Origin of the sequence: Mesorhizobium sp. M1A.F.Ca.IN.020.03.2.1 (assembly GCF_004023205.1) — a bacterium.
Lineage (GTDB): Bacteria > Pseudomonadota > Alphaproteobacteria > Rhizobiales > Rhizobiaceae > Mesorhizobium.
In genome coordinates this window covers 1-13,334 of the sequence record NZ_RZSV01000161.1, presented here as the reverse complement: position 1 = coordinate 13,334, position 13,334 = coordinate 1, and the positions used below count along the sequence as shown (strand labels likewise).

At 63.6% G+C, this 13,334-nt stretch carries 17 protein-coding genes; 9 read left to right on the top strand and 8 right to left on the bottom strand.

Annotated elements, in window-relative coordinates:
• Positions 1–932 (top strand): glycerophosphodiester phosphodiesterase family protein (locus EOA79_RS22360; RefSeq protein WP_164893915.1); only part of this gene is annotated, 932 nt, incomplete at its 5' end.
• Positions 933–1,132: 200 nt separating this feature from the next.
• On the opposite strand, the gene EOA79_RS22355 is transcribed toward EOA79_RS22360, so the two are convergent.
• Entirely contained in the window at positions 1,133–2,005 is an 873-nt protein-coding gene (locus EOA79_RS22355; protein WP_095824725.1) for an aldo/keto reductase family oxidoreductase, read from the bottom strand.
• 95 nt (positions 2,006–2,100) lie between these two features.
• Here EOA79_RS22355 and EOA79_RS22350 point away from each other — a divergent pair, with 95 nt between their 5' ends.
• A complete protein-coding gene (locus EOA79_RS22350; RefSeq protein WP_127215766.1) occupies positions 2,101–3,009 on the top strand; it encodes a LysR family transcriptional regulator in 909 nt (302 codons plus the stop codon).
• 58 nt (positions 3,010–3,067) lie between these two features.
• Here the strand turns inward: EOA79_RS22350 and rpsI are convergent, their stop codons facing one another.
• The 3 genes from rpsI to EOA79_RS22335 form a co-directional block, all read right to left on the bottom strand.
• Complete coding sequence (rpsI, locus tag EOA79_RS22345; RefSeq protein WP_066989448.1) at positions 3,068–3,544, bottom strand: 30S ribosomal protein S9; 477 nt, start codon at positions 3,542–3,544, stop codon at positions 3,068–3,070.
• Positions 3,544–4,008, bottom strand: coding sequence for a 50S ribosomal protein L13 (gene rplM, locus EOA79_RS22340; RefSeq protein WP_066989450.1), 465 nt, complete (start codon positions 4,006–4,008; stop codon positions 3,544–3,546). The genes rpsI and rplM overlap by 1 nt, the downstream gene beginning before the upstream one ends.
• Before the next feature lie 224 nt (positions 4,009–4,232).
• The gene (locus EOA79_RS22335) at positions 4,233–4,694 is read right to left on the bottom strand and encodes a PaaI family thioesterase (protein ID WP_095824724.1); all 462 of its coding nucleotides are present in this window, start codon (positions 4,692–4,694) and stop codon (positions 4,233–4,235) included.
• 148 nt (positions 4,695–4,842) lie between these two features.
• Here EOA79_RS22335 and EOA79_RS22330 point away from each other — a divergent pair, with 148 nt between their 5' ends.
• From EOA79_RS22330 to EOA79_RS22310, 5 genes are all read left to right on the top strand, one after another.
• Positions 4,843–5,664: an enoyl-CoA hydratase gene (locus tag EOA79_RS22330; protein WP_095824723.1), complete on the top strand. Its 822-nt coding sequence runs from the start codon at positions 4,843–4,845 to the stop codon at positions 5,662–5,664.
• A gap of 45 nt (positions 5,665–5,709) precedes the next feature.
• The gene (locus EOA79_RS22325) at positions 5,710–6,486 is read left to right on the top strand and encodes an AAA family ATPase (protein WP_095824722.1); all 777 of its coding nucleotides are present in this window, start codon (positions 5,710–5,712) and stop codon (positions 6,484–6,486) included.
• On the top strand, positions 6,483–7,004 hold the full coding sequence (locus tag EOA79_RS22320) for a CoA-binding protein (protein ID WP_095801296.1): 522 nt from the start codon (positions 6,483–6,485) through the stop codon (positions 7,002–7,004). The genes EOA79_RS22325 and EOA79_RS22320 overlap by 4 nt, the downstream gene beginning before the upstream one ends.
• A 158-nt stretch (positions 7,005–7,162) precedes the next feature.
• Positions 7,163–8,443, top strand: a complete 1,281-nt coding sequence (locus EOA79_RS22315; RefSeq protein WP_066989881.1) for an O-acetylhomoserine aminocarboxypropyltransferase — start codon at positions 7,163–7,165, stop codon at positions 8,441–8,443.
• A gap of 5 nt (positions 8,444–8,448) precedes the next feature.
• On the top strand, positions 8,449–8,793 hold the full coding sequence (locus EOA79_RS22310; RefSeq protein WP_095824721.1) for a cupin domain-containing protein: 345 nt from the start codon (positions 8,449–8,451) through the stop codon (positions 8,791–8,793).
• Between the two features lie 18 nt (positions 8,794–8,811).
• Here EOA79_RS22310 and EOA79_RS22305 read toward each other — a convergent pair whose 3' ends face one another.
• From EOA79_RS22305 to EOA79_RS22295, 3 genes are all read right to left on the bottom strand, one after another.
• Complete coding sequence (locus EOA79_RS22305; protein ID WP_095824720.1) at positions 8,812–9,576, bottom strand: transporter substrate-binding domain-containing protein; 765 nt, start codon at positions 9,574–9,576, stop codon at positions 8,812–8,814.
• Positions 9,545–10,783: a cytochrome P450 gene (locus EOA79_RS22300; protein WP_095824719.1), complete on the bottom strand. Its 1,239-nt coding sequence runs from the start codon at positions 10,781–10,783 to the stop codon at positions 9,545–9,547. The genes EOA79_RS22305 and EOA79_RS22300 overlap by 32 nt, the downstream gene beginning before the upstream one ends.
• 132 nt (positions 10,784–10,915) lie before the next feature.
• Positions 10,916–11,638, bottom strand: coding sequence for a hypothetical protein (locus tag EOA79_RS22295; protein WP_095801298.1), 723 nt, complete (start codon positions 11,636–11,638; stop codon positions 10,916–10,918).
• Between the two features lie 109 nt (positions 11,639–11,747).
• On the opposite strand from EOA79_RS22295, the gene EOA79_RS22290 reads away from it, so the two are divergent.
• Both EOA79_RS22290 and EOA79_RS22285 read left to right on the top strand, forming a co-directional pair.
• Complete coding sequence (locus EOA79_RS22290; RefSeq protein WP_095801299.1) at positions 11,748–12,092, top strand: hypothetical protein; 345 nt, start codon at positions 11,748–11,750, stop codon at positions 12,090–12,092.
• 17 nt (positions 12,093–12,109) lie between these two features.
• Positions 12,110–12,637, top strand: coding sequence for a gamma carbonic anhydrase family protein (locus tag EOA79_RS22285; RefSeq protein WP_095824718.1), 528 nt, complete (start codon positions 12,110–12,112; stop codon positions 12,635–12,637).
• A gap of 35 nt (positions 12,638–12,672) precedes the next feature.
• On the opposite strand, the gene EOA79_RS22280 is transcribed toward EOA79_RS22285, so the two are convergent.
• Positions 12,673–13,221 (bottom strand): ankyrin repeat domain-containing protein, encoded by a 549-nt coding sequence (locus EOA79_RS22280; protein WP_067330139.1) that lies wholly within the window; start codon positions 13,219–13,221, stop codon positions 12,673–12,675.
• Positions 13,222–13,334 lie beyond the last annotated feature (113 nt).

The following is a 13,334-nucleotide window of genomic DNA, read 5'->3' as shown; positions in this document are numbered from 1 at the left end:
ATCATGTGATGATCGCGGCGCATCGGGCCGGCAGCATGCAGGCCGGCAAGACGCTTTATGCCGAGAATTCGCTTGCCGCGGTCGAGGGCTCGATCGCGATCGGCGCCGAGATCGTCGAGGTCGATGTGAGGCGCTCGAAGGACGGCGCGTTCGTCATCATGCATGACAGCTGGCTCGACCGCACCACGAACTGCAAGGGCGAGGTGGTGGAATATACGCTGGCGGAACTGAAGAAGTGCCGGCTGGTGATCGAGGGCACCGGCGCCGTCACCAGCGAGCCGGTGTTGACGCTGCGCGAGATGCTGCTGACGACCAGGGACAGGATCCTGATCAATCTCGACAACAAGCTGGAGGTGACGGACCTGCCAGGCATGATCGCGGTCGCCCGCGATCTCGGCATGGCCGATCAGGTGATCGTCAAGGAGAACCTGTGGAACCAGGCGCGCATTGAAGCCGCGAAGGCCGCGCTCGCCCAGGCGGGCGGCGGCTTCCAGTTCATGCCGATCCTTGCCGATGACGCCGTGCACGATGCCGCCTTTGCCGGCGAGGTCGACAAGGCGTTCGCGCCACGCGCTATCGAGCTGATCAACTGGCGCAACGGCGCCGAGACGTTGACCGCAAACGGCGGCCCGCTGTTCAGCACGCGCATGCGGGCTACAGCCGTCCGCGGTGACTGGCACCTCTGGACCGATACTTATGCCATCGTCAACAAGCCGGGCGGCTTCCTTGCCGGCGGCCGTGGCGACGAGCTGGCGGTCGCTGCCAGCCTGCCGCGCGAGGCTTGGGGTTTTTGGGTCGATCGCGGCGCCACCATCATCCAGACCGACGAGCCAAAAGCGGCGATCGAATGGCTGGCTGCCAATGGCTATCGCGTACCGTACACGACGGACATCAAGCAAGCCGAGTCGGCGCATACGGCCAGTATTAATTAAGCTGACGTCGGCGCTTCACCCGCCCGGCGCTTCGCGCCGACCTCCCCATCGAGGGAGGTAGAGCGTCGTGCCAGCCTGCCGTCGCTGCATGCCTGCGACATTCATGAAATGCTAAACCCGTTTGAGCGTAAAGCGCGGCGCCTTACCTCCCCTTGATGGGGAGGTCGCGCCGCAGGGCGCGGGCGGGGCGCTGCGCCGACCTACGCCGCTTTCGCCACCCCATTCAACTCGCGCAGCACATCCGCCGACAGCTCCAACTCCGCTGCCGCAAGGTTCTCGCGCAGATGCCCGACCGACGACGTGCCCGGGATCAAAAGGACGTTGGGGGAACGCTGCAACAACCATGCCAGCGCAACCTGCATCGGCGTCGCGCCGAGCCGCTCGGCCACGCCGGACAGCGTCGACGATTGCAACGGGCTGAAGCCGCCAAGCGGAAAGAACGGCACATAGGCGATGCCGTGGCGCGCCAGTTCATCGATCAGCGCGTCGTCCTCGCGATGCGCCAGATTGTACTGGTTCTGCACGCAGACGATGTCGCAAATCTTGCGGCCTTCCTGGATTTGCGCTCGGGTGACGTTGCTCAAGCCGATATTGCGCACCAGGCCCTTGCGCTGAAGCTCGGCGAGCTTGGTGACCTGCGCCTCGATGGAGCCCTCGGCTGGACCATGCATCCCGAACATGATGCGCAGATTGACGACGTCCATCACCTCGAGGCCAAGATTGCGAAGATTGTCGTGTACGGCCTGTTCGAGCTCATCGGCTGTGAAGGCCGGCAGCCAGGAGGCGTCTTCGCCACGACGGGCGCCGATCTTTGTGACGATGGTGAGGTCGTCGGGGTAGGGCAATAGCGCCTCGCGGATCAGCTTGTTGGTGACGTGCGGACCATAGTAATCGCTGGTGTCGATATGGTTCACGCCTTGCGCTATGGCTTCGCGCAGCACGGCGATGGCCGCGTCATGGTCTTTCGGTGGACCGAAGACTCCTTTGCCTGCGAGCTGCATGGCGCCGTAGCCGAGGCGGCGGACCGACCGCTCGCCGAGTTTATAGGTGCCGGATTTGTTTACGCTGGACATCGTGGTTCTCCTTCGTTGCCGGCGAGGGAGATAAGGCATAGCCGCTGTCCCGATAACCAGCTATATTCGGCACAGCTTGTACGAAATTCAGGACAATGGCGGCCGAACTCAACGATCTCCAGGCGTTCATGGCCGTGGCCCGCGCCGGCGGCTTTCGCGAAGCAGCTCGCGCCACGGCCGGCAGCGCGTCAGCGCTCAGCGAAGCCATCCGCCGTCTGGAAACCCAACTCGGTGTTAGGCTCTTCAACCGCACCACGCGCAGCGTTGCTTTGACCGAAGCTGGTGCCAGCCTGCTGGCGCGGCTCGGCCCCGCATTGGGCGAGGTAGAAGCTGCGCTCGATGTGGTGAACGGCTTTCGCGACCGGCCCGCCGGAACCTTGCGTCTCAACGTGCCGATAAGCGCCTCGCGGCTGGTGCTGCCCAAGATCGTTCCGCGATTTCTCGCGGCCTATCCCGCCATTCGCCTGGAGGTGATCGCCGAGGAGAACTTTGTCGATGTGCTGGTGGCCGGCTGCGACGCCGGAATCCGCTATGACGAGCGGCTGGAGCAGGACATGATCGCGGTGCCGATCGGACCGCGCGCGCAGCGCTTCACGACCTCCGCCGCGCCGTCCTACCTTGATCGGCACGGTCGGCCGCAGCACCCGCGCGACCTGCTTGGCCATGCCTGCGTGCGCGGCCGCTTCCCGAGCGGGGTCATGACGCCCTGGGAGTTCGAGCGGGACGGCGAGGTGGTGCGGGTCGATCCCACGGGGCCATTGGTCGTCAGCATCGGTGGTGGCGTCGATCTCGCTGTCGATGCGGCGATCGCCGGCGTCGGCATCCTTTGGCTCTTCGAGGACTGGGTGCGCCCGTATTTCGACAGCGGCGTTCTGGAACCTGTGCTCCAGCCCTGGTGGCAAAGCTTCTCGGGGCCGTTTCTTTATTACCCTGGCCGGCGCTTGGTGCCGGCGCCGCTGCGCGCGTTCATCGACTACATAAAAACGCCGGCCGGGCACTGGTGACGGAAACAAAAAAGCCGCCCGGAGGCGGCCTTTTCGAAATGCTTGGACTTCGCAGCGCTTAGCGCTTCGAGAACTGGAAGCTGCGGCGGGCCTTGGCCTTGCCGTACTTCTTGCGCTCGACCACGCGGCTGTCGCGGGTGAGGAAGCCGCCCTTCTTGAGCACCGAGCGCAGGCCCGGCTCGTAATAGGTCAGCGCCTTGGAGATGCCGTGACGCACGGCGCCCGCCTGGCCGGAGAGACCGCCGCCGATCACGGTGGCGACGATGTCGTACTGGCCGGCGCGGTTGGCGGCGACGATCGGCTGGTTGAGGATCATCTGCAGCACGGGACGCGCGAAATAGGTCGCGAATTCCTTGTCGTTGACGATGATCTTGCCGGAGCCCGGCTTCACCCAGACGCGCGCGATCGCGTTCTTGCGCTTGCCAGTGGCATAGGCGCGGCCCGACTTGTCGAGCTTCTGGACGTGGACAGGCGCGGCCGGCTGCGCGGCGGTCGTGACAGTCCCGAGTTCTGCGAGCGAGGAAAGCTCAGCCATTACGAGGCCCTCTTGTTCTTGGAGTTCAGCTTGGCCACGTCGAGCGTGACGGGCTGCTGGGCCGCGTGCGGATGCTCAGTGCCTGCATAGACGCGGAGATTCTTCATCTGGCGGCGGCCAAGCGGGCCGCGCGGGATCATGCGCTCCACAGCCTTCTCGACGACGCGCTCGGGGAAGCGGCCCTCGAGCAGCTGGCGGGCGGTGCGCTCCTTGATGCCGCCGGGATGGCCGGTGTGCCAGTAATAGACCTTGTCGGTGTACTTCTTGCCGGTGAACACCACCTTGTCGGCATTGATGACGATGACATTGTCGCCATCATCGACATGCGGGGTGAAAGTGGGCTTGTGCTTGCCGCGCAGATGGTTGGCGATGACAGTGGCAAGGCGGCCGACGACGAGACCCTCGGCGTCGATCAGCACCCACTTCTTCACCACATCCGCAGGCTTCTGCGAAAAGGTAGCCATGTTTTGCTCTCAGGTTGACCGTCCTGTCCGCGAACGGCAGGAACAGGCGTTTTTTGTTGCTTGAATTGACGGAGAGGCCAAGCCGTCCGGCAATAACAAAACGGCGGCCCTTGCGGCCGCTGTTTCGTGACGGCTTATAGGCGAGGGTGCCGGATGCGTCAAGCCAAGCGGAAACTCTACTGGCGCTGAAAATAAAGCAAAAACAATCAATTGGCGAAACGGTATTATTTTACCTCATCCATTCGCTTCGGCGGGATCGAATAAGTCCCAGTGGCGTGGGCCACCCTGTGCCGGTCGGCCCCGGCGACGATGTCGATGTCGAAGACCATCAGGCTCTTTCCGAGCTTGAGGATACGGCAATGGCCGTCGATCGCTCCGGCCTCTGCCTTGCGCATGAAGTTGATGTTGAGATTGGTCGTCACCGAAAGCGCATCCGGCCCGGCATGGCTGAGCACGCACACATAGCCGCCAATGTCGGCAAGCGTGAACAGCGCGGGACCCGAGACGGTGCCGCCGGGGCGCAGATGGCGCTGGTCGGCATTGAGCCGCACCGTGCAGCCGCCCGGAAACACTTCCAGCGCCTCATAGAAGGAGAACTGGTCGTTGAGCTGCGGATAGACGTTTGCCATCAGCGCGTTGACTTCGGCCGAGGTCAGCACCGGCTTGAGATTGCTTTGAGCGGGCATGCGCGATTCCTATATACGGGAAGTTCCAGGCGGCGCGCCTGGACCAAACGGTGCCACGGAGAAAACACGTCTCGCGGCTGTTCTTCAATCGGCAGCATGTTAGTTCTGTTGCTCCATAACCCGGGACCGCTGATCGAGAGGTTCAAAAATGGCCGAAGTCGTTGCTATCAAGCCCGCCGTCGCCGACGGCCCGGTTCTTGTCAGCCAAGACAAGGGCGTGCTGCGCCTCACCCTTGCAAGCCCGCCGGCCAACGCGCTGTCGCTGGCGACGATGGCGGCGCTGCAGGCCGAGTTCGACCGCGTGAAGGACGACAAATCCGTACGCGTCATCATCCTGGCAGCGTCAGGCAAAGTGTTTTGCGCCGGCCACGACCTCAAGGAAATGACGGCGCACCGCGCCGAACCGGATCGCGGCCGCGCCTTCTTCGAAATGACCTTTGTCGCCTGCGCAAAGCTGATGCAGACTATCGTGCGCCATCCGAGGCCGGTAATCGCCGAGGTCGACGGTCTGGCTACCGCGGCCGGACTGCAGCTTGTCGCGAGCTGCGACCTCGCCATCGCCTCGCACGAAGCGACCTTCTGCACGCCCGGCGTCAATATCGGCCTGTTCTGCTCGACGCCGATGGTTGCGCTGTCGCGCAACGTCTCGCGCAAGCAGGCGATGGAAATGCTTCTCACCGGCGAGACGATCGATGCGGCGACGGCCAAGGAGTTCGGTCTCGTCAACCGGATCGTGCCGCGCGAATATCTGAATCAGGTTGTCAACAAATACGCGCAAACGGTTGCTTCAAAATCGTCTTTGGTGGTCAAGACCGGCAAGGAGGCGTTCTACGCCCAGGCCGAAATGGGGCTGGCTGACGCCTACGCCTATACCGGCCGCGTGATGGTGGAAAACATGCTGGCGCGCGACGCCGAGGAGGGCATCGGCGCTTTCATCGGCAAGCGCAAGCCGGAATGGGCCGACGAATAATTGACCCGAGAATGCAGCGCGCTTTTTCATGATTGAAGGTCCGACGTGGCTGCCCGCAAGCAACTGACGCGGCTGAAAGCGCCCTATCTCAAGCGCATTCTGCTTGAGCCTTCGCGCGTCGCGGATTGGGATGGATATCCATGGAGCCTGCCGATCTTCCGGGATCGCGAATTCGAGTTCGAATTCACGTCGGCCATCACCATCATCGTTGGCGAGAACGGCACCGGCAAATCGACGCTGCTCGAAGCCATCGGCGCGCTGGCCGGCTATGACGAGGCCGGCGGCGGCAAAGGCTATATGCCCGTCGACCACTCAGGCGCCATCGACAAGAGTGGCGGGGCACTTGCCGCTGCGCTGCGCTGCCATTGGCTGCCGAAGGTCACCGCGGGCTGGTTCTTCCGGGCGGAGTCCTTTTACTCCGTGGCTCGTTATCTTGACCAGGCGGCGCTGGAGTCTGGCGGAGCGCCGCCGGACTTCCTGTCATGGTCGCATGGCGAAGGGTTCATCCGCTTCTTCGAGGAACGCTGCCGACGACAGGGCATCTACATCCTCGACGAGCCCGAAAGCGCGCTCTCGCCGACGCGCCAGATCGAGTTGCTGAAGCTGCTTCAGCGCATGGAGCGGTCCGGCACCGCGCAGGTGATCATGGCGACGCACTCGCCGTTGCTGATGGCCTGCCCGAACGCGCGGCTCTTCCGCATCAGCCGCTTCGGCCTCGATCTGATTGATTTTCAGGACACCGATCATTTTCGCATGATGCGTGACTTCTGCAGCGATCCGGCTGCCTTTCTCGCCGATGCGCTGTATGAGGACGAGCCATGAATCACGACGCCTACGACAACAGCTACATTGCCGGCATTCTGAACTCGGTGAAGACCATTGCCATGGTCGGCGCCTCGCCCAACGACGTGCGGCCGAGCTATTTCGTGCTGAAATATCTGCTGGCCAAGGGTTTTTCGGTGTTGCCGATCAATCCCGGTCATGCGGGAAAGCAGATCCTTGGACAGACGGTCTATGCCAGCCTGGCCGACCTGCCGCACCCGGTCGACATGATTGACATTTTTCGCGGCTCGGCCGCTGTCCCTGGCATCGTCGAGCAGGTACTGAAGCTCGATCCGCTGCCGAAGGTCGTTTGGATGCAGCTAGGTGTTCGCCATGACCAGGCCGCCGCGCGCGCCGAGGCAGCCGGCATCAAGGTGGTCATGAACCGCTGTCCCAAGATCGAATATGGCAAGCTGTCGGGCGAGATCGGCTGGACCGGCGTCAACTCCGGCGTGCTATCGTCGAAGAAGCCATTGATGCGCAAGGGTTTCCAGAGTTTTGGCGTGCGCCAGAAATAGACGGACAACCAGGCGCGCAAAACTATTCCGGGAAGAAATGGATTTTCCCGGGCGTTCGCCGCAGATCGCACGCCGAAAGGTATTTTGTTCTTTGCATTCACGACCGCGCTTGGCCAAGAATGCCCGGCGATTTTCGCAAGTTTGAGAGGGAGGCTTCGATGACCCGTACGCCCGGTTTCAACACGCTCGCCGTCCATGCCGGCGCCAAGCCGGACCCGGCGACCGGCGCGCGCGCCACGCCGATCTATCAGACCACCTCCTATGTCTTCGATGACGCCGACCACGCCGCCTCGCTGTTCGGGCTGAAGGCCTTCGGCAACATCTATACCCGCATCATGAACCCCACGCAGGCGGTTCTCGAGGAGCGTCTCGCCGCGCTCGAAGGTGGCACTGCCGCGCTGGCCGTCGCCTCCGGCCACGCCGCCCAGGTCATCGTCTTCCACAATCTGATGCGGCCGGGTGACAATTTCGTATCTGCCACAAAGCTTTATGGCGGCTCCATCAACCAATTCGGCCACGCCTTCAAGAATTATGGCTGGGAGGTCCGCTGGGCCGATACCAACGATCCATCGACCTTTGAGAGCCAAATCGACGACAACACCAGGGCGATCTTCATCGAAAGCCTCGCCAATCCGGGCGGCATCTTCGTCGACATCGAGAAGATCGGCGACATCGCTCGCAGGCACGGCCTGCCGCTGATCGTCGACAACACGCTGGCCTCGCCCTATCTCGTGCGGCCGATCGAGCATGGCGCCGACATCGTGGTGCATTCGCTGACCAAGTTCATCGGCGGCCACGGCAATTCGATCGGCGGCGCCATCGTCGACGGCGGCACCTTCGATTGGTCGAAGTCGGGCAAATACCCGATGCTGTCGGAGCCTCGCCCTGAATATGGCGGCCTCGTCCTGCACGAGACTTTCGGCAACTTCGCCTTTGCCATTGCCGCGCGCGTGCTCGGCCTGCGCGACCTCGGCCCGGCGATCTCGCCCTTCAACGCCTTCCTGATCCTGACCGGCCTGGAAACCTTGCCGCTCAGGATGCAGCGTCATTGCGACAACGCCGCGAGCGTCGCCGCCTGGCTTTCCAACCATCCAAAAGTCGCCTGGGTGAACTATCCCGGACTGCCGAGCGACAAGAACAATGCGCTGCAGAAGAAATACTCGCCGCAGGGTGCCGGCGCCGTTTTCACCTTTGGCCTCAAGGCCGGCTACGAGGCCGGCGTCAAGTTCGTCGAGGCGCTGGAACTGTTCTCGCACCTCGCCAATGTTGGCGACACCAAGTCGCTGGTCATTCACCCGGCCTCGACCACGCACCGGCAACTGTCCGACGAGCAGAAGGTAAAGGCCGGTGCCGGCCCGGACACGGTCCGCCTGTCGATCGGCATCGAGGACGTCAACGACATCGTCGCCGACCTCGAACAGGCGCTGAGCAAGGTCTGAGCGCGATGTCCGCCTTTCTCGCGGTTGATCCCGAAACTGTCGAGCCGGAGGCCGGCGCGCCGGCCCCGGAACGCTTGATCTCCGGCGATCCGAAATTCCGCACCTGGAATGTCGAGGAGCGGGACGGCAGCCTTTACGCCGGCATCTGGGAAGCGACGCCGGGCAAGTGGCGCATCGTCTATGACGAATGGGAATTCTGCCACATCCTGTCCGGCGTCTCGGTGATCGCCGAAGACGGCGGCGACGCGCGCACGGTCAAGGCCGGCGACAGTTTTGTGCTGCGGCCGGGTTTCAAAGGGACCTGGGAAGTGGTGGAGACGACTCGCAAGGAATATGTGATCAAGCTGTGAAGCGCGCTTGCCGGGCTGTTAGAGCAGCCGGTCGACATCCGCTTCGGAGAAACCGAATCCGGCCATCAGGTCGCGGTGCCACCGGCTTCCAAGCAGGTCGCCCAGACAATCATCCACACGCCGCCTCAACGCGTCGTTGCCTTTGGCGACCGCAAACGCGCCGGCGGCGGGCAGCCGTTCGGACGCGGGAACGTCAATGACATCGGCCAGAGCAGCCGGTCGCCGCGCGATGTAGCCGCGATGCGCCATGGCGACGCTGGCATAGGCCTGCACCATGCCGGTAGCCACCGCCTCCGCCGCTTGGGCCTGCGTGGTGAACACACTGATCCGCTCCGGCGGCACGCCATTCTGCAGGGCCGTCCGATGCTGGATCTGGTTCGATATCACGCCAAGCCTCGCGGAGGGGTGGCCTGCAAGAGAGCGATAGCCTTCAAGGTCGAGCGGGTTGCCCTTGGCGACCATCAAGCCGTCCGGCAGCGACCAGATCGGGCGACTGAAGTCCACCAGCTTGCTGCGCTCTTCCGAGATGAACAGGCCGGTGGTCATGTCCCAGCGGCCGTCGGCCAGTCCCGGCAGCAACTCGGCGAATTCAGTCTCGACGGGCGTGAAAGCCGTCGTTTCGGACATCGCGAAGATCTTCTCGGCCAGCATCGCGTCGCAGCCGCCGACTTTCCCGGATGCATCGGTGAAGCAGAAGGGCGGTTCCTGCAGAAAGGCGAATCTCATTTTCAGATCTTCGGATTTTTGCGGCTCAGAAGCGCACCGAGAGCGCTTCCAATCCATGAAAATGATAGGTGTCGCGGAAGCGCGGCTCTTCCGTCAGGCCTAGATCCGGCAGCCGGTCGAACAGCGTCTTCAGCGACACCTGCAACTCCAGCCTGGCCAGCGGCGCGCCGATGCAGAAGTGGATGCCGGCGCCGAACGACACGTTCTTCTGGTCCGTCCGCGCCGGGTTGAATGTGGCCGGTCCGGCGAAAGCCAGCGGGTCGTGATTGGCCATGCCGAGCAGCAGCGCCACCGTCTCTCCGGGCTTGAGCAAAATGCCCGGAGCAGCTTCCATCTCTTCATAGGCATAGCGCAGGAACATGTGCAGCGGCGCATCGTAGCGCAGGCATTCCTCGACCGTGGCGGCATTGGCCTCCGGTGTTGCAAAGAAGCGGCGCCCATCGCCGCCCTGCGCGAGGATCGTTCTCACGGCATTTCCGGTCTGGTGCACAGTCGCTTCGTGCCCTGCGTTGAGCAGAAGGATAGCTGAGGAAACCAGCTCCTCCTCCGAGAGCTTCTGGCCGTTGTCCTGCGCCTCGATCAGCAGCGAAAGCAGATCGTCGTCGGGTCTCTTGCGCCGCTCGGCGACATAGCCGCGCAGGAAAGCCGCGAAATCGTGCGCGGCGCGGTTGGCCGTCTCCTCGGTCTCGCGCGTGCGGCCGTGCATGTACATGGCGACCATCTGATGCGACCAGTCGAGCAGTTGCGGCCCCATCTCGACCGGAACGCCGAGCATCTCGGCGATGATGGTGATCGGCAAGGGCGAGGCGTAAGCGGGCAGAAGATCGACGGAGCCCGGCTCGAAGCGGTCGATCAGCTCATTGGCCAGAGCCTCGATGCGCGGCCGCAGCCGCTCGACCTGGCGCGACACGAAGGCCCGATTGACCAGTGTCCGCAACCTCGTGTGCACCGGCGGCTCGAGCTCAAGCATCGAATTGGCTTCGATGGCGTCGAAGGCGGTCAGGTGCGAACGGTCGCCGCCAACCCCGCGGCTGTCGGGAATGCCGGCCGGGTTCTGGCGGCCGAAGCGACGATCGCGAAGCAGGCGGTTGACGTCGTCGAAGCCGCCGAAACACCAAAAACCATAATTCTCCCAGAAGAAGGCGTTCGAAGCGCCGTGCAAGAAGGCGTAGCCCTCATACGGGTTCTGCACAAAGGCCGGTTCATGCGGGTCGAGGCGCAGGCGGCGGCTGACGGGGTCGAACGTGAGATAGGGTGGCATCATGTTCGACCAATAGCGCGCCTTGCCGGCCCGATGCCAGACCGCATCGCCGAGCCGGTCGTGCCGATATATTGAGCCAGGCTGGCCGCTGGAGAGGAAGAGCGGGTGGCGCGCCCATGGCTCCGGCGCAGCGCTTCAGCGTCCCGTTTTCAGGATACCGGCCACCTTGGTGGCGATCGCGGCATCGAGCACCTGCCAGTTCCCGAGCAACTCGCGCGGGAAGCGGTAGGTGAGGCTGAGATCGTCGCCGACCTGGATGTCGCGCTCGCAGGGGGCCAGCGATTCCTCGGCACTTGGGCCGCTCAGGCAGCGGGCGACGAACGGGTCTTTGCCGGGGCGGTCGGCGACCGCCAGGACCTCGTTGAGATAGCCCGATTTCTCGGCGAAGCCGTAGAGCGTCGTCCCGCCCGGGCCGGGTGTGCCCGGCTTGACGATCAGGGCGCTGTAGATCGGCGCGAAACGGCCGCTCATGTCGCGCGACATCATCCGCGGCTCGAATGACAGGAAGATGATCTTCCTGGTCGTGGTGTGGTTGAAGTCGCCGCGCGCGGCGGTGCTGTAGCCGTCCATTTCAGGATAGCGCAGATAAAGGTCGAGGCGCGAGGCGTTTCCGTCGCGCCTGGCCTGGTCGAAGCGGATGAAGTTGGCCGGCACACTGATCACATTGTTGCCCATGACGACCTGGCGCACGGTCGTGTCGTCGGTGTAGCCGGCCATGGCGATCGACCGGCCGAGCCATTTGCCGCCGAGACTGATAGCCACCGAAAGCAGGGCGAGCGCCGCGAAGACATAGAAGACCCGCTTCATCAAGGTCGAGTCGACAACCTCGAATTCCTCCGCAGCGGCTGCCTCTCTCATCCCAATTCCCCGATCCGCTCACCTGTCCTCAGGTGGCACAACTGGCGCGGCATGGCTCTTGCAGCGCGTCGGCACGACTGTGCGGTCTCATGGTAAACGGTTGGTAAAGATGGATCTCATGCTGCTCCCTCTCTACGCTTTTGCGGTCGGCCTGACGGCTTGCGGCCTCGCCGGCTCGGCGATGGAAATCGTCTGCGGTGGCCGGCTGGCCTTCGCCGAACCCTATGTCACGCCTGCCCATATTGTGCGCTCGCTCGCGGTGACCGCCTGCGCCGGCCCGTTCATGCTCACCAATGATGCTCTGGCTGCGCGGCGCGAGGGACGCATCGGCACGCTGGCGCTGCTTTCCTGCGGCTGCACGGCGATTGCCTGGGCACTGGCGCTCGGCATCGTGCTGATCACCATTGCTTCCTGGGCAACGGGTCTCCTAAGCTCCGCCGAATTCTCGGCTTGAGACGAATCGGAGAAAAGATGCCGATCTATGCGATCGACGGGAAGGCGCCCCGGTTCGAGGACGCCGAAACCAATTGGGTGGCGCCCGACGCCACGCTGATCGGCGATATCGCGATAGGCCGCAATGCCGGCTTCTGGTTCGGCGTCGTCATCCGCGGCGACGGTGAAACGATCACCATCGGCGCCGACACCAATGTGCAGGAACATACGGTCATGCACACCGATCCGGGCTATCCGCTCAGCATCGGGCAGGGCTGCACGATGGGTCATCGCGCGCTGCTGCATGGCTGCACGGTCGGCGACAACAGCCTGATCGGCATGGGCGCCATCGTTCTCAACGGCGCGAGGATCGGCAAGAATTCGCTGGTCGGCGCCGGCGCCTTGGTGACCGAAAACAAGGTTTTCCCGGACAATTCGCTGATCGTCGGCTCGCCCGCCAAGGTGATAAGGGTGCTGGATGACGCGGCAATCGAGAGGCTGCGGGTCTCGGCCGCGCACTATGTCGCCAACGGCAGGCGCTTCAAGACCGGATTGAAGGAACTCTGAGAGCGGTTCAGTCCGCCGCTTCGCCGGCGACCTTATCAACTGCGTCGGGACATCGCCTCACGCAGTAGCGACGCCCCCGCTTCGAAACCGGCGTGGTCTGCACCTTCCAGGGCGGTTTCATAGTCATCGATGCGCGTCCTGAGCGATGGATCCGCGCCCGACGCCAGCAGCAGGCGGATTGCCTCGGCGTCGCGTTTCGCCACCGCGTAATGCAGAGGGGTCCAGTCGTTGACCCCGCGCATGTTCGGGTCGGCGCCCTGCTCGAGCAGGATCTGGATAAGCTGTAGCCTGTCCGACCGCTCGGTGGATAGCGCGGCGATGATCGACGGGAAGCCGGCGGGATCCTCGTAATTCGGATTCGAACCTGCATCAAGCAACGTGGCGATGAAGCCGGTCGGGCTCCAATAGATCGCATACTCCAACGGATGGCCGAGGCCGAGCTCGAACGGCATCCTCTCGTCGTACCATCGCGCGGAGCCGCCGAGCGCCTTGCCAAGCCCATCGAAATCGCCGGCCTTGAAGGCGTCGTCTATCGCCTTGAACAGCTTGGCGCGCTCACAGCGGTCGTCAGGGATTTCCAGCATCGCCGTCCATCCAAAAATAAACGGCCATAGTGCTCCGGTCTGCCGTTACGAGAAAGGCCCGCAGGCGGCGGCAAAAAAAGCGGAGCCGGCCCGGGGACAGGGCCGGCTCCTAA